This window comes from Microbacterium sp. CFBP 13617 (assembly GCF_014839445.1).
Lineage (GTDB): Bacteria > Actinomycetota > Actinomycetes > Actinomycetales > Microbacteriaceae > Microbacterium.
In genome coordinates this window covers 279,366-299,952 of sequence record NZ_JACYNW010000004.1, presented here as the reverse complement: position 1 = coordinate 299,952, position 20,587 = coordinate 279,366, and the positions used below count along the sequence as shown (strand labels likewise).

At 70.5% G+C, this 20,587-nt stretch carries 20 protein-coding genes and 1 tRNA gene; 7 read left to right on the top strand and 14 right to left on the bottom strand.

What is annotated here, in order from left to right:
- Positions 1 to 52 precede the first annotated feature (52 nt).
- The 4 genes from IFU40_RS13290 to IFU40_RS13275 all read left to right on the top strand — a co-directional run bounded on the left by IFU40_RS13290 (position 53) and on the right by IFU40_RS13275 (position 3,505).
- Complete coding sequence (locus IFU40_RS13290) at positions 53 to 1,045, top strand: putative oxygenase MesX (RefSeq protein ID WP_191926628.1); 993 nt, start codon at positions 53 to 55, stop codon at positions 1,043 to 1,045.
- 20 nt (positions 1,046 to 1,065) lie between these two features.
- Positions 1,066 to 2,103 carry a methionine synthase gene (locus tag IFU40_RS13285; protein WP_342343530.1) on the top strand — a complete coding sequence of 346 codons (1,038 nt, stop codon included), beginning with the start codon at positions 1,066 to 1,068 and terminating at the stop codon, positions 2,101 to 2,103.
- Positions 2,104 to 2,182: 79 nt separating this feature from the next.
- A complete protein-coding gene (locus IFU40_RS13280; RefSeq protein WP_191926626.1) occupies positions 2,183 to 3,223 on the top strand; it encodes an aldo/keto reductase in 1,041 nt (346 codons plus the stop codon).
- A 96-nt stretch (positions 3,224 to 3,319) separates the two neighbouring features.
- Positions 3,320 to 3,505 carry a hypothetical protein gene (locus IFU40_RS13275; RefSeq protein WP_070409513.1) on the top strand — a complete coding sequence of 62 codons (186 nt, stop codon included), beginning with the start codon at positions 3,320 to 3,322 and terminating at the stop codon, positions 3,503 to 3,505.
- A gap of 4 nt (positions 3,506 to 3,509) precedes the next feature.
- On the opposite strand, the gene IFU40_RS13270 is transcribed toward IFU40_RS13275, so the two are convergent.
- The gene (locus IFU40_RS13270; protein WP_191926625.1) at positions 3,510 to 4,208 is read right to left on the bottom strand and encodes a hypothetical protein; all 699 of its coding nucleotides are present in this window, start codon (positions 4,206 to 4,208) and stop codon (positions 3,510 to 3,512) included.
- Positions 4,209 to 4,362: 154 nt separating this feature from the next.
- The gene (locus IFU40_RS13265) at positions 4,363 to 4,833 is read right to left on the bottom strand and encodes an Lrp/AsnC family transcriptional regulator (protein WP_070409511.1); all 471 of its coding nucleotides are present in this window, start codon (positions 4,831 to 4,833) and stop codon (positions 4,363 to 4,365) included.
- A gap of 80 nt (positions 4,834 to 4,913) precedes the next feature.
- Here IFU40_RS13265 and IFU40_RS13260 point away from each other — a divergent pair, with 80 nt between their 5' ends.
- The 3 genes from IFU40_RS13260 to IFU40_RS13250 all read left to right on the top strand — a co-directional run bounded on the left by IFU40_RS13260 (position 4,914) and on the right by IFU40_RS13250 (position 8,724).
- Positions 4,914 to 5,876, top strand: a complete 963-nt coding sequence (locus IFU40_RS13260; protein WP_191926624.1) for an EamA family transporter — start codon at positions 4,914 to 4,916, stop codon at positions 5,874 to 5,876.
- Positions 5,877 to 5,918: 42 nt separating this feature from the next.
- Positions 5,919 to 7,502, top strand: coding sequence for a molybdopterin-dependent oxidoreductase (locus IFU40_RS13255; RefSeq protein WP_191926623.1), 1,584 nt, complete (start codon positions 5,919 to 5,921; stop codon positions 7,500 to 7,502).
- A gap of 136 nt (positions 7,503 to 7,638) precedes the next feature.
- Complete coding sequence (locus tag IFU40_RS13250; RefSeq protein ID WP_191926622.1) at positions 7,639 to 8,724, top strand: PAS domain-containing sensor histidine kinase; 1,086 nt, start codon at positions 7,639 to 7,641, stop codon at positions 8,722 to 8,724.
- Here IFU40_RS13250 and IFU40_RS13245 read toward each other — a convergent pair.
- The 12 genes from IFU40_RS13245 to IFU40_RS13190 all read right to left on the bottom strand — a co-directional run bounded on the left by IFU40_RS13245 (position 8,705) and on the right by IFU40_RS13190 (position 20,538).
- Entirely contained in the window at positions 8,705 to 9,283 is a 579-nt protein-coding gene (locus IFU40_RS13245; protein WP_191926621.1) for an isochorismatase family protein, read from the bottom strand. The genes IFU40_RS13250 and IFU40_RS13245 overlap by 20 nt on opposite strands.
- On the bottom strand, positions 9,280 to 11,559 hold the full coding sequence (locus IFU40_RS13240; RefSeq protein ID WP_191926620.1) for an MMPL family transporter: 2,280 nt from the start codon (positions 11,557 to 11,559) through the stop codon (positions 9,280 to 9,282). The genes IFU40_RS13245 and IFU40_RS13240 overlap by 4 nt, the downstream gene beginning before the upstream one ends.
- Positions 11,560 to 11,599: 40 nt before the next feature.
- Complete coding sequence (locus IFU40_RS13235) at positions 11,600 to 11,995, bottom strand: hypothetical protein (protein ID WP_191926619.1); 396 nt, start codon at positions 11,993 to 11,995, stop codon at positions 11,600 to 11,602.
- A 224-nt stretch (positions 11,996 to 12,219) separates the two neighbouring features.
- Positions 12,220 to 12,295, bottom strand: a tRNA-Thr gene (locus tag IFU40_RS13230).
- A 77-nt stretch (positions 12,296 to 12,372) separates the two neighbouring features.
- Entirely contained in the window at positions 12,373 to 13,044 is a 672-nt protein-coding gene (deoC, locus tag IFU40_RS13225; protein WP_055838391.1) for a deoxyribose-phosphate aldolase, read from the bottom strand.
- Between the two features lie 63 nt (positions 13,045 to 13,107).
- On the bottom strand, positions 13,108 to 14,649 hold the full coding sequence (locus tag IFU40_RS13220) for an alpha/beta hydrolase (protein ID WP_342343529.1): 1,542 nt from the start codon (positions 14,647 to 14,649) through the stop codon (positions 13,108 to 13,110).
- Positions 14,646 to 15,824 carry a DNA polymerase III subunit delta' gene (locus IFU40_RS13215; protein ID WP_070409503.1) on the bottom strand — a complete coding sequence of 393 codons (1,179 nt, stop codon included), beginning with the start codon at positions 15,822 to 15,824 and terminating at the stop codon, positions 14,646 to 14,648. Before IFU40_RS13215 ends, IFU40_RS13220 begins: the two co-directional genes overlap by 4 nt.
- A gap of 121 nt (positions 15,825 to 15,945) precedes the next feature.
- Entirely contained in the window at positions 15,946 to 16,620 is a 675-nt protein-coding gene (gene tmk / locus IFU40_RS13210; RefSeq protein WP_191926618.1) for a dTMP kinase, read from the bottom strand.
- Entirely contained in the window at positions 16,617 to 19,556 is a 2,940-nt protein-coding gene (topA, locus tag IFU40_RS13205; RefSeq protein ID WP_191926617.1) for a type I DNA topoisomerase, read from the bottom strand. Before topA ends, tmk begins: the two co-directional genes overlap by 4 nt.
- A gap of 60 nt (positions 19,557 to 19,616) precedes the next feature.
- On the bottom strand, positions 19,617 to 19,946 hold the full coding sequence (locus IFU40_RS13200) for an Rv3654c family TadE-like protein (protein ID WP_055838404.1): 330 nt from the start codon (positions 19,944 to 19,946) through the stop codon (positions 19,617 to 19,619).
- Entirely contained in the window at positions 19,946 to 20,299 is a 354-nt protein-coding gene (locus IFU40_RS13195) for a TadE family type IV pilus minor pilin (RefSeq protein ID WP_191926616.1), read from the bottom strand. Before IFU40_RS13195 ends, IFU40_RS13200 begins: the two co-directional genes overlap by 1 nt.
- Positions 20,299 to 20,538, bottom strand: coding sequence for a DUF4244 domain-containing protein (locus IFU40_RS13190; RefSeq protein ID WP_191926615.1), 240 nt, complete (start codon positions 20,536 to 20,538; stop codon positions 20,299 to 20,301). Before IFU40_RS13190 ends, IFU40_RS13195 begins: the two co-directional genes overlap by 1 nt.
- Between the last annotated feature and the right edge of the window lie 49 nt (positions 20,539 to 20,587).

Below are 20,587 nucleotides of genomic sequence, written 5' to 3'. Positions count from 1 at the left end.
GGAGTCACCGACTTCCCCGAGGCCCGCGCCTCTCGGCCCCGATTGGCTTCTCATGGCGAACGACATCACGTTCAGCATCAGCACCACCCGTTTCGACGAGGACTACGCCCCGGCCGACACCTCGCGCGTCACGACGAACTTCGCCAACCTCGCGCGGGGAGAGCACCGGCAGCAGAACCTGCGCAACGCCCTCTCGATGATCGACCGCCGCTTCAACGACCTCGCGAGCGACGACAACCCCACCGGCGACCGGTACCGCGTCGAGCTCGACATCGTCTCGGTGCAGCTGCAGTTCACCGACGGCGCCGACGACGAGCACATCCCCGTGATCGAGGTGCTCGACGTGCACGTCGTCGACACCGCCACCGGCGAGCGCCATCGAGGGATCGTCGGCAACAACTTCTCGTCGTACCTGCGCGACTACGACTTCAGCGTCGTCCTGCCCGCGGCCAACGCGAGCGGCTCCGGGTTCACGGTGCCCGACGATTTCGGCATCCTGCACGGAAAGCTCTTCCAGCACTTCCTCGACTCCGACGCCTACCGCGAGCGCTTCCCCCAGTCGCCCGTGATCTGCATCAGCGTGTCGACGAGCCGCACCTACCGCCGTACGGGCACGGTGCACCCCGTGCTGGGCATCGAGTACGAGCAGGACTCGTTCTCGATGACCGACGAGTACTTCGCCAAGATGGGCCTGCAGGCGCGCTACTTCATGCCGCGGGGCAGCGTGGCGCCGTTCGCGTTCTACTTCCGCGGCGACCTGCTGGGTGACTACACCGACCTGCAGCTGATCGGCACCATCAGCACGATGGAGACCTTCCAGAAGATCTACCGCCCCGAGGTCTACAACGCCGTCACCCCCGCCGGCGCGGTCTACCGCCCGACGCTCGACCAGCCCGACTTCGTGCGCACCGGCATCGACTACGACCGCGAAGAGCGCAGCCAGCTGGCCGTCACGCAGGGGCGCTACGCCGAGGAGCACTTCGTGAAGCCCCACCGCCTCGTTCTCGACCAGTGGGCCGCCGCCTACGCCGCCCCCGTCCGATGACCCGCGAAGGATCCACCCCCGTGCCCACCCTTCTTCCCACCTCCACCGTCGGCAGCCTTCCCAAGCCCGCGTGGCTCGCGAAGCCCGAGGTGCTGTGGTCACCGTGGGAGCTCGAGGGCGAGATCCTCGTCGAGGGCAAGCACGACGCCCTGCGCTCCGCGGTGCAGGAGCAGGAGCGACGCGGCATCGACATCATCAGCGACGGTGAGCAGACGCGTCAGCACTTCGTCACGACGTTCATCGAGAACCTCAACGGCGTCGACTTCGAGAACCGCGAGACGGTCCGCATCCGCAACCGGTACGACGCGAGCGTTCCGACCGTGGTCGGCGCCGTGAGCCGCCGGGGCCCCGTGTTCGTCGACGACGCCGCTTTCCTGCGCACGCAGACCGATCAGCCGATCAAGTGGGCACTGCCGGGACCCATGACGATGATCGACACGCTCTCCGACCGCTACTACGGCAGCCGCGAGAAGCTGGCCTGGGAGTTCGCGACCATCCTCAACCAAGAGGCGCGCGAGCTCGAAGCGGCGGGGGTCGACATCATCCAGTTCGACGAGCCCGCCTTCAACGTCTTCTTCGACGAGATGAAGGACTGGGGCGTCGCCGCGCTCGAACGCGCAGCCGAAGGCCTGCGCGCCGAGACGGCCGTGCACATCTGCTACGGCTACGGCATCAAAGCCAACACCGACTGGAAGGCCACCCTCGGATCGGAGTGGCGGCAGTACGAGGAGTCGTTCCCCCTGTTGCAGCAGTCGTCGATCGACATCGTGTCGCTGGAGAGCCACCGCTCGAACGTGCCGATCGATCTCATCGAGTTGATCCGCGGCAAGAAGATCATGCTCGGAGCGCTCGATGTCGCCAGCGAGCGGATCGAGACCCCCGAAGAGGTCGCCGACACCCTGCGGCGCGCGCTGGAGTTCGTCGACGCCGACAAGCTCATCCCGAGCTCCAACTGCGGCATGGCGCCTCTACCGCGCGGTGTCGCCTTCGACAAGCTCAGCGCGCTGTCGGCCGGAGCGGCACTGCTGCGCGACGAGCTGTCCGGCACCGCCGCCTGAGTCCCGGACGGCGGATGCCACGCGGGCGGCGTGGGCGTGGCAGAGTCGGATCACACCGCTTTTCGTTCCGAGGAGAACCATGCCCATCGCCGCCGATGACTCCCGCCTGTCCTCCCCGTTCGAGGCGGCACCCACCCGCTACGACGACGTGCCCTTCGCCCGCGCCGGGGCCAGCGGCATCCCCCTTCCTCGCATCTCGCTCGGTCTGTGGCAGAACTTCGGCAGCGGGCGCACGCTCGACACGCAGCGCGAGATCCTGCGCCACGCGGTCGACCGCGGCGTCGTGCACATCGACCTCGCCAACAACTACGGCCCGCCCTACGGCGCCGCCGAGACAACCTTCGGCACGGTGCTCGACACTGACCTGCGCCGGTACCGCGACGAGCTGTTCGTCTCGACGAAGGCGGGCTACGACATGTGGCCTGGCCCGTACGGCGACGGCGGCTCGCGCAAGTACCTGATCCGCTCGCTCGAGCAGAGCCTCACGCGCATGCGTACCGACTACGTCGACGTCTTCTACTCGCACCGCGTCGACCCCGAGACCCCGATCGAAGAGACGGTCGGAGCGCTCGCCGACATCGTCCGCAGCGGCAAGGCGCTGTACGCGGGCATCTCGAACTACCCCGCCGACCTCACGCGGCGCGCGCACGAGCTGCTCGCCGCCGAGGGCGTGCGCCTGTTCATCCACCAGCCGCGGTACTCGTTGTTCGACCGTACGCCCGAGGCGGAGCTGTTCCCGGTCCTGCGCGACCTCTCGGTCGGCAGCGCCGTCTTCTCGCCCCTCGCCCAGGGACTGCTGACGGCCAAGTACCTCGACGGCACGGTGCCCGCCGACTCGCGCGCCGCCGACAGCCGCTTCCTCGACGAGTCCGCCCTGACCGACGACTACCTCGGCCGCATCCGCGGGATCGACGGCGTCGCGCGCGAGGCCGGCCTGTCGATCCCCCAGCTCGCCGTGGCGTGGGTGCTGCGCGACCCGGTGGTCACGACGGCGATCATCGGCGCCTCGCGCACGAGCCAGATCGACGACGCGGTCGCCGCGAGCAAGGTCACGCTGACCGACGACGTCATCGCCGCCCTCGAGCCGTTCGCCGCGGCGGTGGGCGGATCGCTGCGCTGACCCTCACCCACATCGGCGGGCGTTGCGCAACCGCCGCGGTATCCGGCATCCGTTCGCGTTGAGTGGGACTCCCACGACGCAGAACGAGGAGTGACCATGGGTGTCGGACGTTGGATCGGAACCGGAGCGGTGGGACTCGCGGGCGCTGTGCTCGCGCGGACGGCGATCGGTCGTGCCGCTGCGGCGGGGACCGTCGCCTACCGGGTCTGGAAGGACCCGAAGGTGCAGAAGATCCGCCGCAAGGTGCAGGCGAAGCTACTCAAGCAGCGCAACGCGCGCTGAGGGCTCAGCGCCCCGGAAGGACTCCGAGCACGAGGCAGGCCACGCCCGCCACCGCGAGCACGGTCGCGTAAACCCACCGGTGATCCATATCGATCAGGTGCGAGTAGACGCGGTTCACCCGTGCCGCGGTGGTGGGGAAGTGGATCCACGCCGTGGCCAGTAGCACGAACGGCGCGGCGAGCGCCACGAGGAACACCGCGTAGGCCAGCCACCGCAGCAGAGGGTGGTCGCTGACGCCGTCGGCGATCCGCCCGGTCATGTACATGATCGGCAGCGTGGTGAATCCGATGACCGAGCAGCTGACGCCGAGCACGTAGTAGCTCCACGAGTGCGCGCGGGCCTGGACCTGTCTGCGCGCGGGGGAACGCACCGGAACGCGGAGCTTCCACCACGCCACCGCGACCGCACCGAGCAGGAACAGCGTGCCGGCGATCAGGTCGACCCGCCGGTCGAGCACCGCCTCGGTCGTGCTGCGCTCGGCCGCCGCGACGAACTCGGTGGGGTCGAAACTCTGCAGCAGCAGGTACAGGATCGTCGCCCCGGTCGCCAGGCCCCCGACCATCCACCCCATCCGCACCGGGACGCGGGTGTTCTGGGCGAGCATGTCGGCGGTCGCCCCGTACAGAGCGGGGTTGAGCCCGAGGGTGAGTCCCAGACCGACCATCGTCGTCAGAGCCGCGGCCCAGCGGGCGAGGTCGTCCACGTCGCGGGTTCCTTTCGCACGAACAGATCCCGGATGCCGTGACCACGGGTCGTCACATCGTATCGACGCGCGATCCGTCGGCACCGCCCTGCCCGCCGGCCGATGGGGCGCGGCGAGACGCCGTGGTCCCCGCGCCCGGCGGAACGGGCTCCGCTCACCGGGCGTCGAGCGGCAACGCCGACACGGGCTTGGTGACCCCGAACGCGAACGTCGTGTCGATCGAGGCCAGCGAGGGGATCGCGCGGAGGTGTTCGCGCAGCAGTCGCTCGTACGCATCGAAGCTCGACGTGACGATGCGCACGAGGTAGTCCCAGTCGCCGGCGAGCAGGTGCGCCTCGACGATGTGCGGAATGGCCCGCAGGCGCTCCTCGACGGCGTCGACCGTGGCTCCCTCGTGCGAGGCGAGTCGCAGGCGCACGAACGCGGTGATGGGGAGGTCGACGGCGCGGGGCGAGACGACGGCGCGATAGCCCTCGATGATGCCCGCCTGCTCCAGCTGGCGCACACGCCGCAGGCAGGGCGAGGGCGACAGCCCGACACGGTCGGCGAGCTCCTGGTTCGTCAGACGGGCGTCCTGCTGGAGCTCGCGCAGAATGAGGCGATCGATGCGGTCGAGCGAGTGCATGCAGCAGATTCTGCCAATCCACGTCACTGTTCGGCAATATTCGCAATCGGCTGCGGCGCGGCGCTCCCTACCGTCGAGGGGTGACGACGTTCGCCCTCCCCCGCCCTTCTCTGCTGTCGCCCCGCGTCGCCGTCGGCACTGCCGCCCTCGCGGCCGTCGTGGCGCTGTGGTCGGCGTTCGCCCTGTCGACGCGCGCCCTCGACGGCGCGGGGCTGACGGTGGCCGACGCCGCGGTCGTGCGTTTCGCCGTACCCGGCCTGCTGCTCGTCCCGTGGATCCCGCGGACCCTCCGCATCCTGCGCACCGAACGCCCCGCCGTCGTGGCGCTCGTGCTGCTGGCCGGCCTTCCGCACTTCCTGATCTTCGCGTGGGGCGCGCACCTCACCTCGGCGGCGCTCACCGGGCTGCTCGTGCCCGGTACCGTGCCCCTGTTCGTCGCCGTCCTGCTCTTCCTCCGCCATCGCGCCGCCGTCTCGCGCCGGCGCCTGCTCGCGCTCGGGGCGATCGTCGCGGGCATCGCCGCCGCCGCAGCCCTCACCGGCGACAGCGCGAGCGTCGGCGGCGTCGCCGTGCTCGTGAGCGCGGGCTTCGTCTGGGCCGTCTACACGCTGGGTCTCGCCCGGACGCGGCTCGATCCGCTCGGTGTGATCGTGATCGTCTCGCTCAGCTCCACGCTCGCCGCCGTCGCGCTCATCGTGACGGGGGTGATGCCCTCGCACCTGCTGGCCGGCACCGCCGACCTCGCGAGCCTGGGCACCTACGCCCTCGTGCAGGGCATCGGCACCGGGCTGCTCTCGACCGCATGCTACGTCGTCGCGGTGAAGAACCTCGGCAGCAGCATCACTGCGACAGCCGGAGCCCTGAGCCCGGTCCTCACCGCCCTCGTCGCGGTCCCGCTGCTGCACGAGCCGCTGACGGCGGGCCTCGCCGTGGCGCTCGCGCTGATCGTCACGGGAGTCATCGTCTTCACCCTGGCGCCCCGACGCGCCGCTCGGCCGCTCGACGCGGCATCCGTTTCGCCCGCCGCTCCGAACAGAGGGTGAGGCGTAACCGCGCGTGCGTGGGGAGCAGGAACGAGGGATGCCATGTCGACCGACACCGCGGTGAAGAACTCCACCCCGACGAAAGCCCGGAAGCGGCACGCGTGGCCGTGGGCCGCCTTCGCCGGCATCGTGTCGGCGGCGGTCCTGCTGGCCGTCGCCGAGCTGCTCGCCGCCCTCTTCGCGCGGTCGGCGAGCCCGATCCTCGCGGTCGGTTCCGTCATCGTCGACATCGTGCCCCGGCCGCTGAAGGAGCTCGCGATCACGCTGTTCGGCGAGACCGACAAGATCGCGCTCCTCGCCGGCGTCGGACTCGGTGCCGCCGTCGCCGCGGCCATCGCCGGCATCCTGCAGTACCGCCTGCGCCCCGCCGGCGCGGTGGTGCTCGCCATCGGCGGCGTCCTCGCCACCGTCGCCATCCTCACCCGCACGGGAGCCGGCGCCCTCGCCTGGCTGCCCCCCGTGATCGGCACCGCCGCCGGCGTTTTCGTGCTGATGTTCTCGACCACCAAGCTGCGCCGCTGGATGACCTCGGCCGCGGCCGACGCCGACACGCGCGGCACCGATCGACGCGGCTTCCTGCTGTTCACCGGCCTCACCGCCGTGGGCGCGGTCGTCGTCGGCGTGGGTGCCCGCGTGCTCAACGCGACCAGCTCGTCGGTGGCCGCCGCGCGCGACGCCCTGCGCCTGCCCACGGCCCGCACCACCGTCACCGTCCCCGAGGGCGCGAACTGGGAGGTCCCGGGCCTCACCCCGATCATCACGCCCAACGCCGACTTCTACCGCGTCGACACCGCCCTGACCGTTCCGAACGTCGATCCGACCACCTGGCGCCTCTCGATCGAGGGGATGGTGGACACACCGATCGAGCTCAGCTTCGACGACCTGGTCAACATGGGTCTCGACGAGTACGGCGTGACCCTGACCTGCGTGTCGAACGAGGTCGGCGGAGGTCTGGTCGGCAACGCCATCTGGACCGGCGTGCCGATCCGCGACATCCTGCGGATGGCGGGGGTGCAGTCCGGGGCCGACATGGTGCTCTCCGAGAGCGTCGACGGGTACACGGCATCCACTCCCCTGGGCTCGCTGACCGACGACAACCTGGATGCCATCTTCGCCGTCGCCATGAACGGAGAACCCCTGCCGTTCGAACACGGCTTCCCCGTGCGCATGGTCGTCCCGGGTCTCTACGGCTACGTGTCGGCGACGAAGTGGGTCACCAAGCTCACCGTCACCCGTTTCGACGAGGTCGAGGCCTACTGGACCCCCCGCGGTTACTCGGCCGAAGCCCCCATCAAGATGTCGTCGCGCGTGGACACCCCGAAGATCGGTACGCCCGTCACCGCCGGTGCGATCACCGTGGCGGGCATGGCGTGGGCGCAGCCGATCGGCGTGGCCACGGTCGAGGTGAGCATCGACAACGGCGAGTGGCAGCCGACCACCCTGTCGACGCCCATCAACGACCAGTCGTGGGTGCAGTGGAAGTACGACTGGACCGCCGAGAAGGGCACGCACTACATCGCCGTGCGGGCGACCGACAAACAGGGCAACGTGCAGATCGAGGACGCGGCCCCCATCGCGCCGAACGGCTCCAGCGGATGGCAGCGCACCCTCGTCACCGTGTCGTGACGGTTTCGGAGGCGTAATGATCTTGTCAATCTCTGTCGCGGGGTCGCCGCGTCGGGGATGATCAGAGAATGCCTTCAGCAAGCATCCCGAGCCGCTTCTGCGTGCGCCGATGAGCACCGCAGAGAGCGAGCCTCCGATGACAGACGCCCACCTTCCTTCTTCTGCGCAGCCGACTCCTCTGCCCATCCGACGCTCCATGCCGGCGGACTGGGACGGTCAGGTCGACCTCTTCGCCATCGTCAAGCTCGACAGCGGCGGATTCGTGCGGGGGTGGAACCTCGGCGCCGAACTGATCAAGGGGTACAGCGAAGCCGAGATCGTCGGGTCGCACTTCTCGACCTTCTACCGGGAAGAAGACCGGCGTCGTGGCGTCCCCGACCAGTTGCTCGCCGCCGCCCAGCGCGACGGGCACGTCGAGGACACCGGCTGGCGCGTGCGGCAGGACGGCAGTGAGTTCTGGGCCCGCGTGACGATCTCGGCGATCCGCAACGATCAGGGCCAGGTGCTCGGTTTCGTGAAGATCGTGCGCGACCTCACCACCGAGAAGCAGGAGGTCGACCATCGCGACGCCCTGCAGCGCACTTTCGCGCACGACCTGCTCTCGCCCGTGACCGCTCTGCGCGGCTATCTCGATCTCATCGGCGAGGAGCTCGAGCCGGATCATCGACTGCTGCGTCTCGCCGGCGAGGCGAGCGACCACCTCATCGCCATGGCCCAGGCGCTGCTCGTCGACTCGACCACGACGGCGGATCGCGGTCGCCGCCGCGCGACGCTCGACCTCATCACCCGCGGTGCGGTCGCTCTCGTTCTTCCCGGACACGCGCCCACCCGGGTGCAGTTCGGGCATGTCGACGCCGTTCCGGTGCTGGGAGACGTCCTGGGGCTCCGTCGCGCCGTCGCCAACGTGCTCGAGAACGCCGCCAAGTACTCCGACGACGTCATCGAGATCGACCTGTTCGAGACCGACGAGGGCGCCGCCGTGCGCGTGCGCGATCACGGCCGGGGCATCCACCCCGACGACCTGGCGACGATCACGACCGAGGGCCAGCGCGGCCGCTACGCCGACGCGAGCGACGGAGGAAGCGGCATCGGCCTCGCGAGCGTCCGCCAGATCGTGTCGGCGCACGGTGGGACGCTGCGCATCGCGAGCGACCCGGGCGAGGGGACGAGCGTGACCATCACGATCCCCCGCGCCGACGACGTCATCGCCGAGAGCGCGTGAGCTCTGCGCCGGCCGCCTCGATCTCGGCCAGCGCCGCGGCGCTCGAGGTCGGGTGCACGCCGGCGATCAAGTCGGTCAGCACGCGCACCGAACGCCCCGCGGCGATCGCGTCGAGAGCCGACGCCCGCACGCAGTAGTCCGTCGCGATGCCGACGAGATCGATGTGGCGGATGCCATGCTCGTCGAGGATGCCCGCGGCCGTCTCACCGTCGTCGGACACGCCCTCGAAGAGCGAGTAGGCGGGCTTGCCCTGCCCCTTCTTGAGGTGGTGGGTCACCCGCGCGGTGTCGAACACCTCGTCGTAGTCCGCCCCGTACGTGCCGCCGACGCAGTGCACCGGCCAGGTGTCGACGAAATCGGGGGTGGCCGAGAAGTGGCCCCCGTTGTCGTCGTCGCCGTGGTGCCAGTCGCGCGAGGCGACGACGACCGCGTAGTCGTCGGCGTGGGCCTCGAGGTGGCGCGAGATGCGTTCCGCGACCGCATCACCGCCCTCGACGCCCAGCGCTCCGCGCTCGGTGAAGTCGTTCTGGACATCGACGATGAACAGCGCCCGGGTCATGCGTCGAGCCTACGCGCGTCGACATCGGCCCGGCCGAGTTTCGACGGCCACCAGATGCGGCGTCCCAGGTCGTAGGCCAGCGCGGGAACGAGCAGGGAACGCACGACGAAGGTGTCGAGCAGCACACCGAACGCGACGATGAACGCGATCTGCGCGAGGAACAGGATCGGGATGACACCCAGGGCGGCGAAGGTCGCCGCCAGCACCAGGCCGGCCGAGGTGATCACTCCGCCCGTCGCGACCAGCCCCCGCAGGATGCCGGGTCGGGTGCCGTGCACGAGGGACTCCTCGCGCACCCGCGACATCAAGAAGATGTTGTAGTCGACGCCGAGGGCGACAAGGAACACGAATCCGTACAGCGGAACCGACGGGTCGGCACCGGGGAACCCGAACACGCCGTCGAAGACGAGGGCGCTCACGCCCAGCGCCGCGCCGAACGACACGATGACGGTCCCGATCAGGATGAGCGGCGCGACGATCGAGCGCAGCAGCGCCATGAGGATGAGCAGGATGACGACGAGCACGATGGGGATGATCAGGGTGCGGTCGCGGATCGAGGTGTCGACCGAGTCGATGTCGGTCGCCGTCACGCCGCCCACCAGCGCCGTCCCCTCGCCGAGCTCGGTGGTCAGGTCGGCGCGCAATGACCTCACCGTGTCGTCGGCGGCCGGGGAGTCGGCGGTATCGGACAGCGTCGCGGCCAGCAGCACGTCACCGTCCGAGACGGTCGGCGCGGGCGCGGGCGTTCCCGGTGCACCGAAAGCGGTGGTCTGCAGGGCACCGTCGCTCACCGACACGGGTGCCTGTCCGCCGGGGGCGTCGGCGGCGAGGACGCCCACGCTGTCGATGCCGGCGGTGCGTTCGAGCACCGTGACGGCGTCGGCCGCCCGGTCCTCGGGCACCAGCACGTAGGCGGGACTACCCGATCCGCCCGGGAAGTGCTCGGCCAGGGCCGCCTGTCCGTCGCGCGCCTCGGAGGCTCCGAGCACGAGGTCGCTGGCGGGAACGCCGTCGGCGCGCAGCTGGGTCACCCCCACGCAGGCGGCGAGGAGCACCAGGGTGCACACGATCCATACGGGGCGTGCGCGCCGCGCGACGAACCGCGCCTGTCGCGGCCACACGCCCTTCGCGGGCGCGGTGAGGTCGGCGGGCAGGGCCGCAGCTCCCGGCTTCGGCAGGAACGGCCAGAAGGCGGCGCGGCCGCAGAGGGCGAGCAGCGCCGGCAAGAAGGTCAAAGCCGACAGCACGGCGAACGCGATGCCGATCGAGGCGATGGGCCCGAGCGCTCGGTTGGTGGCGAGGTCGGAGAGCAGCAGGCACAGAAGGCCCGCGATGACCGTTCCGCCCGAGGCCAGGATCGGCTCGACCGCTCCCTTCCAGGCCCGGATCGTGGCATCCCACCTCTTCTCGCCCTCACCGATCGCCTCACGGAATCGGGCGACGTACAACAGGGCGTAGTCGGTGGCCGCGCCGATGACGAGGATGAAGAGGATCCCCTGCACCTGCCCGTTCAGCACCACGATCCCCGCGAACGCCAGCCACCACACGGTCAGCAGCGCCACGCACAGCGCGAACACCGACGTCAGCAGCACGAGCAGCGGCAGCAGCGGCGAGCGGTAGACCACCACGAGGATGACGAACACCGCGCCGAGCGCGACGATCAGCAGCAGCCCGTCGATGCCGAGGAAACCCTTCACCAGGTCGGCGGTGAACCCCGCGGGTCCCGTCACCCACGCCTCGACCCCGGCGGGGACGTCGGCCGAGACGCGCTCCCGCACCTGCTCGACGACCTCGCGCACCTCACCGGAGCTGTCGATCGGCACGAAGATCTGCGCGGCCGTGGCGTCGTCGGACACGAGCGGCGCCGACGCCTCGCCCGTGACACCGTCGATCGAGGCCACCTCGGTCGCGAGGGTCTGCAGTGCACTCAGCTGCGCGTCGGTGAGCGCGCTGGCGTCGTCGGTGGCCGCGACCACGAGCGCCGGGATCGTGTCGCCCCCGGTGAAATCGGTGAGTCGCTCGCTGACCTCGGTCGCGTCCGCCGACTGCGGCAGGAACGACGACTGGTCGTTCGTGGCCACCTGGTCGACCTTGCCGAAGAAGGGTCCGCCGATCGAGCCGCCCACCACCCAGAGCAGCACGAGCAGACTCGGGATGCCGATGCGCAGCCACGGCGACACCGTGGGCGCGGAGCGGCGTCGGCGGTCGCCTCGCGACGAGGCGGGGTCGCCGGAGGCGCGGCGTCGAGACGGGGTGGGCGCAGGAGAACCGGACATGTCGCTAGCTTATCTAGCAATATGTCCCTCGCGTCAAGTTCTATCCCTGCACGAAGAGCAGCACGATCGAGGCGACGAACGACACCGCTCCGAGCCCCAGCACTCCGGCCGCGAGCAACGAGACGAATCGCACCGACGGCGACGACCGCGTCAACCGCATGCGGTGCGCCGAGCCCCGCCGGTAGAAGATGTCGGCCATGTCCGCGTCGCCGAGGCGAGCGTCGTCGTGCGGCGCCAGAGGGGCTTCGTTGACACCGCCGCCCTCGTCGAACCACCGCACCACTCGTCCGCCCTCGGTGTGCTCGACGACGGCACGTGTGGGCACCCAGGTGCCGTCGGCGAGTACCAGGACGACCGCGACGAACGCGAGCAGAATGCCCCCACCGAGCCCCACCCACGTGAAGATCTCGATGAGGGCGTCGAGCGCGTTCGACACGGGGGCTCCTGCGGTCAGCGGGCGGATGATCGCCGCCGCACGGCACGGGACGAAACGGATCCCAGCCTATCGGGCGGGCTCCCCCGCCCCCGCAGCTCCGCGCTCGAGGCGCCGCGTCCACACTTGCGTCAGCCCGAGGGGCACGGGTATACCGCGGGTCGCTCCGAGGTTCGTCTCGCCGACGAACCAAAAGACCCCCACCCGGTATGCGGGTGAGGGTCTGGTGGAGCCGCCTAAGGGAATCGAACCCTTGACCTATTCATTACGAGTGAATCGCTCTGCCGTCTGAGCTAAGGCGGCATGTGCGCGCTGTCGCGTGCACGATCATCGATTCTACATGCTCCGGCGGGGTCTGAGGTACGCGCGCCGGGGTGGGATCAGTAGTCTCCGGTCGCCGAACGGTCGGCGAGGATGTCGCGGCTCGACGACAGGCCCAGGCGGGTCGCGCCCGCGGCGATCATCTCTTCGGCCGCCGCACGGGTGCGGACGCCTCCGGATGCCTTGACCTCGGCGCGATCGCCGACGGTGCGTTTCATCAACTCGACGGCGTGCACGCTGGCCCCGCCGGCGGGGTGGAAACCGGTGGAGGTCTTCACGAAGTCGGCGTCGGCGGCCACGGCGACCTCGCACACCGCGACGATGGCCTCGTCGGACAGCGCGGCCGACTCGATGATGACCTTCAGCACGGTCGGGGCCGGAGCGGCCAGTCGCACCGCACGGATCTCGGCCTCGACGACGTCGTAGCGCCCCTCGATCGCTGCACCGACGTCGATGACCATGTCGATCTCGTCGGCGCCCTGCGCCACCGACAGGGCGGCCTCGGCGGCCTTGACCTCGGCGTGGTGCTTGCCGCTGGGGAAGCCGCAGACGACGGCGACCTTGAGTCCCGCGGGCACCTCGACGGGCAGGAACGACGGCGACAGGCAGACGCTGTAGGTGCCGAGCTCGGCGGCCTCGGCGATGATGCGCTCGACGTCGGCGCGCGTGGCCTCGGGCTTGAGCAGGGTGTGGTCGATGTACGACGCCAGGTCGGCGGTGGGCGCGGTCATGGGGGTCTCCTCGGGGTGTGACGGATCCAGCCTAGGCGCGGGCGCCGGCGGTGGGTTCGGGGGTCATTCGCAGCGCAGGCCCTCGGCCGGCACCGTGCCGTCGACCAGGTAGTCGTCGACGGCGCCGTTCACGCAATCGTTGCCCTTGTTGTAGGCGAGGTGTCCCTCGCCGACGTAGGTCACCAACACGCCCTGCGAGAGCTGGTCGGCCAGGCTCTGCGCCTCGGCGTACGGGGTCGCGGGATCACCGGTCGTTCCGAGCACCACGATGGGCGGTGAGCCGGGCGCGGTGATGGCCGCACGCGTTCCTGTCGGCGGGGCGGTCCACGCGTCGCAGGGATCGGGTCCCACCCAGTACGGCGCCACGACCGGGGCCTTCTGCTCGAGCTCCGCCAGCAGCGCGTCGCTGTCGGCCTCGCTCTCGGCGGGGTAGTCGACGCAGTTGTACGCCCGCAGCGCCTGCATCGTGTTGTCGGTGTAGCCGCCGTCGGTGCGACCGTTGTAGAAGTCGGCGAGCTGGAACGCCACCGACGCGTCGCCGTTCTGCGCGCCGCTCAGAGCGGCACGCAGATAGGACCAGTTCTGGTCGCTGTAGAGCGCGGCGATGATCGCGGTCATGAGCGAATCCGCTCCGAGCTGACGACCGTCACCCGCCGTGATCGGGCGCGCGTCCACCCGCTCGAGCAGCGACGACAGATCGGCCATCGCGTCGTCGACCGAGCCCGTGAACGGGCAGTCCGACTTCGTCACGCAGTCGGCCATGAACGCCCGCAGCGCGTTCTCGAAACCCACCGCCTGAGCGATCCCGCTCGCGCTGGCCGGGAGGCTCGGGTCGATGCCCCCGTCGAGCACCATGCGGCCGACGCGTTCAGGGAACAGGCCGGCGTACGTCGTGCCCAGCAGCGAGCCGTACGAGAATCCCAGGTAGTTCAGCTTCGCGTCGCCGAGCACGCTGCGCAGGAGATCCATGTCGCGCGCGGCGTTCTCGGTCGAGACGTAGGGCAGGATGCCGGCACTGTTGGTCTCGCACGCCTGGGCGAAGTCGACCTGCCGCTGCTCGAGAGCGGCGTTGCGCTCGTCGCTGCCGCGCGCTCCGGGCGGGATGTCGTACAGGTAGGCGTCCATGCCCGCGGCGTCGTAGCACGTCACCGGCGACGACTGACCCACTCCGCGCGGGTCGAACCCGATGACGTCGTACGCGCTCGTGAGCGTCTCGTCGGCGACGAGCGAGAGCGAGTCGCGCACCGTGTCGACGCCGCTGACCCCCGGCCCACCGGGGTTGGTCAACAGGGAGCCGAGGGGCTCGCCCGACGTCGCCCGGTGGCGGATGACGGCCAGCTGCAGGTCACCGGCCGAGGGGTCGGCGTAGTCGCGGGGGGCGGTGACGGTCGTGCAGTCGAACCCGGCGCTTCCGCAGGCTTCCCACGCGAGCGTCTGGCCGTAGTACGGCAGGAGTGCCGCGTCGACGCCCTCGGTCTGCGGAGCGAGCGAGCGCCCCCCGTCGGGCGCCATCGGCGGGATCTGGGCGTAGAGGCACCCGGACAGGGCCAGGGCGACCCCGGCCACGCCGGCGATCACGGCGGCCAGACGACGGCGCGCGCTCACGGGGCGGAACCATTCGCGACGGTGATCATGAGACTCTCCAATGCCAAGAGGGGCGCCGCGTTCTGCTCGAGGTGCGAGCGGGTGTCGGAAATGCGGTCGAGCACGCCGAGGGTACGGGTCGGCGTCCACTCGGCCGCGAGGGAACGCAGGTCGTCGAGGCGCTCGCTGTTGACCAGGTCGCCCTCGCGGCCGTACTGGATCATCACGACGTCGCGGAACAGGGACTGCAGGTCGGTGAGCACGCGGTCGATGCCATCGCGCAGGCTGCGGGTGGCGCGCCGCTTCTGGTCGTCTTCGAGGGCGTTGACCTGGCCGCGGACCGACGGCGGCACCGCGGCCCCCTCGGCGACACCGAAGGTGCGCAGCAGCGCACGCCGTTCTTCTTCGTCGCGGGTGGCGGTGAGGGCCTTCGCGTCGTCGGTGGCCAGGCGCACGATGCGTCCCGCCACCTCGACGGCGTCGCCGATGCCGCGCACCGCGAGGACCGCAGCCAGGGTCTCGGCACGACGGGCGCGGGCGTCGTCGTCGGTGGCGAGGCGCTGGGCCATGCCGATGTGGCGCTGCGCGTGGCGCGCGGACTCCTCGGCGATGTCTGGGGCGACACCCGTGCGTTCGACGATGAGGGCGGCGACGTCGGTGACCGAGGGCTCTCGCAGGCGCAGGAGTCGGACGCGGGAGCGGATGGTCGGCAGAAGGTCGGCATCGCTCGGGGCGCACAGCACCCACACGGTCTTCTCGGGGGGCTCCTCGAGGGCTTTCAGCAGCACGTTGGACGTGCGTTCGGCCATGCGATCGGCGTCTTCGACGACGATCACCCGGTGCCGCCCGAGCGACGGCGCGAACGACGACCGCTCCACCAGACGTCGGGCCTCGTCGATGCGGATGACGACCTGCTCGGTGCGCAGCGCGGTGAGGTCGGGATGGGTGCGGGCCAGCACCTGCTGCTGCGCCCGCTCGTCGCCCGGCTCGGCGATGAGCGCCGCCGCGAACGCGTACGCGAGGGTCGAGCGCCCCGACCCGGGAGGACCCGTGATCAGCCAGGCGTGGGCGAGGGCGGCGGGGTCGGATGCCGCGGCGCGCAAGGTGTCGACCGCGTCGTCTTGCCCCCACACGGCGTCCCACGGGAACGGCGCCGCCGCGGCGGGCGTGGACGGCGGGTCGAGGGCGACGGACATGGGCTCCAGCCTAACCGTGGGCTCCGACAGCTTTCCCTGGCTCGTCACCGCGCGGTAGAGGGCGCACTCGCCCAAGGGCGCCGGACGTCGATACCGCCGGGGTACCGCGGTCGAGGACGCGTCAGCGCAGCCGCGTCGTCACGGCGTCGCGCACGCGCGCGGCCAGAACGTCGGGCGCCTCGGTCGCATCGAGCACGAGGAAACGCTCCGGCTCACGTCGTGCGAGCGCCAGGAAGCCGTCGCGCACGCGGGCATGGAACTCGTTCTTCTCGGCTTCGAGGCGGTCGAAGGGCTTGTCGTCGGCATCGAGGCGCGCTCGCGCGGCGGTCGGGTCGAGGTCGAGCAGCACCGTGAGGTCGGGCAGCAGCCCGTCGGTCGCCCAGAGGGACAGCGCCCGCACGTCGTCGGCGTCGAGGACGCGGCCCGCCCCCTGATACGCGACGGAAGAGTCGAGGTACCGATCCTGGATGACGACGTCGCCGCGCGCGATGGCGGGCTGCACGACCGTCTCGACGTGGTGCGCGCGGTCGGCGGCGTACAGCAGAGCCTCTGCGCGGGCGTTGATGTGCCCCCGGTGGTGCAACACGATGTCGCGGATCCTCACGCCCACCTCGGTGCCGCCCGGTTCGCGCGTGCGCACCACGTCGCGACCGTCGGAGCGCACCCACTGCTCGAGCAGCGACGCCTGGGTGGTCTTGCCCGCCCCGTCGCCGCCCTCGAAGGTGACGAAGAGGCCGGGGCCCCCGGCCGCCGCCGCGCGCGGGGCGTGCAGCGGCCGGGTGTCCTCGACGGTCACGACTGCGTCGCCGGCGCCTTGCGCGTGGTCGTGGCCTTCGGCGCGGCCGTCTTGCTGGCGGTCGACCTGGCGGCGGTCGTCTTGCTGGCGGTCGATCTGGCGGCGGTCGTCTTGCTGGCCGCCGTCTTGGCCGCGGTCGTCTTGGCCGCCGCGGTCTTGGCTGCCGTGGTCTTGGCCGCCGTCGTCTTGGCCGCCGTCGTCTTGGCAGCGGTCGTCTTGGCGGCGGTCGTCTTGGCGGCGGTCGTCTTCGTCGCCGTCGTCTTGCGCGCCGGCGCCTTCTTGGGCGCGGGACCCTTGGCGCGCTTGTCGGCGATGAGCTCGACGGCGCGCTCGAAGGTGACGGCCATGGCGTCCTCCCCGCGCGGGACCGTGGCGTTGGTCTCGCCATCGGTGACGTACGGTCCGAAGCGGCCGTCCTTGAGCTTGATCGCCTTGCCGCTGACCGGATCGGCGTCGAACTCCTTCAGGGCGCTCGACGCACGACGTGCGCCGTACTTCGGTTCGGCGTACTTGGCGATCGCCTCGTCGAGCGTGATCTCGAAGATCTGCTTCTCATCGTCGAGCGACCGCGAGTCGGTGCCCTTCTTGAGGTACGGCCCGAACCGCCCGTTCTGCGCGGTGATCTCGGCACCGGTCTCGGGGTCGGCGCCGACGACGCGCGGAAGCGACAGAAGCTGCAGGGCGGTGTCGAGGTCGATCGTGTCGACCGACATCGAGCGGAAGAGCGAGGCCGTGCGGGGCTTGGGCGCGACCTCTTTCTTCACGCCGCGCTTCTTCGGCTGCTCGACGACCTCGCCGGTGGCCTGGTCGACCTCGTCGGGCTCTTCGGCATCCACTTCTTGCACGTACGGACCGAAGCGGCCGTCTTTCACGACGACGAGCTTGCCGTTCTCGGCGTTCTCGCCGAGCACGCGGTCGCCCGCGACGGGGGCGTCGATGAGCTCCTGGGCCTTCTCGGGCGTGAGCTCGTCGGGCGCGAGCTCTTCGGGGATGTTGACGATGCGGGGCTTCGCCTCGGCGTCGGCCCCGGGCTCGGTGATCTCGAGGTACGGACCGTACTTGCCGAAGCGCAGGGTGGCCGTGTCGGTGATGCGGGTCGAGTTGAGCTCGCGGGCATCGATCTCGCCGAGGTTGTCGACGATGTGCCGCAGGCCCACCTGCTTGTCGGAACCGAAGTAGAACGACTTCAGCCACTCCGTGCGACGCTGCTCTCCGCGGGCGATCGCGTCGAGGTCGTCTTCGAGGGCGGCCGTGAAGTCGTAGTCGACGAGATCGGCGAAGTGCTCTTCGAGCAGGCGCACGACGCTGAAGGCCAGCCAGCTGGGCACCAGGGCCTGTCCGCGCTTGGAGACGTAGCCGCGATCGAGGATGACGCCGATGATGCTGGCGAACGTCGACGGGCGGCCGATGCCCTTCTCTTCGAGCGCTTTCACGAGGCTGGCCTCGGTGTAGCGCGGCTTGGGCGAGGTGCTGTGGCCCTTGGGCTCCACGTCGCTGACGGTGAGTTCGTCGCCCGCCGCGACCGCGGGCAGGGACTGGTCCTCGTCGTCGTCGCGCCCGTTGCGCTTCTCGTCGTTGCCCTCTTCATAGGCCTCGAGGAAGCCCTTGAAGGTGTAGACGGTTCCGGATGCCGTGAACTCCGCGACCTGCTCGCCCGCGGCGACGGTGAGGGTGACCGTGGTGGTCTCGTACTTGGCATCGGCCATCTGGCTGGCGACCGTGCGCTTCCAGATGAGGTCGTACAGCTTCTGCTCGTCGCGGTCGAGCGACGACGCGAGCGACGCCGGCGTGCGGAAGGTCTCGCCCGAGGGGCGGACGGCCTCGTGCGCCTCTTGCGCGTTCTTCGACTTGCTCTTGTAGACGCGCGGGTTGGCGGGGACGGCCTTGTCGCCGTACAGCGAGACGGCCTGTGCGCGCGCCGCCGAGATGGCCTGCCCCGAGAGGGCGACCGAGTCGGTACGCATATAAGTAATGAAGCCCTTCTCGTACAGACGCTGCGCGACCCCCATGGCGTGCTTGGCGCTCATCGAGAGCTTGCGACCGGCCTCCTGCTGCAGGGTGGAGGTCGTGAAGGGGGCGCGGGGGCTGCGCGTGCCGGGCTTGGCCTCGACCTTGGCCACCGTCGCGCGGCCGGCGGCGGTGATGGCCGCGGCGAGTGTGCGGGCCTTCGCCTCGTCGAGCACCACGACGGCCTTCTTGAGATTTCCGTTGTCGTCGTAGTCGCTTCCGCGGGCGATGGGAGCACCGTCGAGACGGGCGAGGCGAGTGGTGAACGAAGAACCGGTCTGCGACGCGAGCGCTTCGACGTCCCAGTACGACGCCGACACGAACGCCATGCGCTCGCGCTCGCGTTCGACGACCATGCGGGTCGCGGCGGACTGCACGCGGCCGGCGCTGAGCGCCGTGCCCTCGCGGCCGGATCCCACCTTGCGCCAGAGCACGGGCGAGACGTCCCAGCCGTACAGGCGGTCGAGCACGCGACGGGTCTCCTGCGCGTCGACCAGCGACACGTCGAGTTCGCGAGTGTTCTCGGCGGCTTCGCGGATGGCGTCCTTCGTGATCTCGTGGAAGATCATGCGACGCACGGGGACCTTGGGCTTGAGAACCTCGAGCAGGTGCCACGCGATGGCTTCGCCTTCGCGGTCACCATCAGTGGCGAGCAAGACTTCGTCGGCCGTCTTCAGCGCGCGCTTGAGCTCGGCCACCGTCTTGGTCTTGCGGTCGTTGACCACGTAGAACGGGTCGAAGTCGTTCTCGACGTCGATGGAGTACTTGCCGTACGCCGCCTTCTTGTCGGCCGGGATCTCTTTCTTCGACGCGAGATCGCGGATGTGACCGACCGAGCTGAGCACCTCGTAGTCGTCGCCGAGGTATCCCTGGATCGACTTCATCTTCGTCGGGGACTCGACGATGACGAGCTTCTTGCCGTTTGCCACTGGGGTCCTTTCGTCGATGCACACCATACACACGCCTGCCTGGCGGGGTTCCGGGAGGACTCATGGGCTCGGGACATCGGGTGGTCCGGCCCGCGCGCGCACATCGAATGGAATCCCACCGTACGCCCCAGCGACGGTGACGGTGGCGACCAGGCCGTCGACATCGCACTCCTGCAGGCTCGCACCCCCCTGCTCGGCGACGACCGTCGCCGCCTCACAGGGCACCCCCGTCACCGCCCCGCTCACCGTGTCGGCCGCGGCGAGGGCGGCGGCATCCGCGATCCCCGACAGCCGTTGCACCTGCACCACGGCGCCGAGAGCGAGTCCGAGAGCGACGGTGGCGCCCGCCACCACCGCGGTGACGCCGACCACCGCGACCGTGCCCGCCATCAGCGCCCTCCGTCGAGGGCGCAGGCCCGCGCGGTCACGGGCGCGAGCGGGAGCGCCGACGCGATCGGGGCGGAAGCCGTGATGCAGACGAGGCCGTCGACGCGTTCGACCGACGCGCTGCCCCCGACGCCGTCGACGACGGCGAGCCCGCCGCCGTCTCCCCGCCCGAGCAGTCGCGCGGCCTCGGTGGCGCTGTGCTGCAGCCGGACGGCTGTGGCGACCGAGCCGAGCGCCCCCACCCCCAGCGCCAGCACGACGATCAGCGCGGGTAGCGCGACGGCGAACTCCGCGGTCACGGCACCGCGCTCGTCGAGCCGCGGCCATCGACGCTCGGCCCGGCGAACCGCGGACATCACTGCACCGTCAGCGCACGGCGCACGAGATCGGTGAGGATCCCGCGGACTTCGTCGCTGCGCATGATGACGACGAGCAGCCCGGCGAAGGCGACGGCGGCCATGGTCGCGATGGCGTATTCGGCTGTCGCGGCTCCTTTCTCATCAAGGAAGAGGGCACCGGCGCGCGCCGAGGTCAGGGTGGGGACGCGCGCCTCGTGACGAGCGTCGGCGGCGGTGGGAAGGAAGGGGATGGTCATGGCGACTCCTTTTCGGTGGGGACCCCGGGCGAAGAGATGTCTCCGCCCA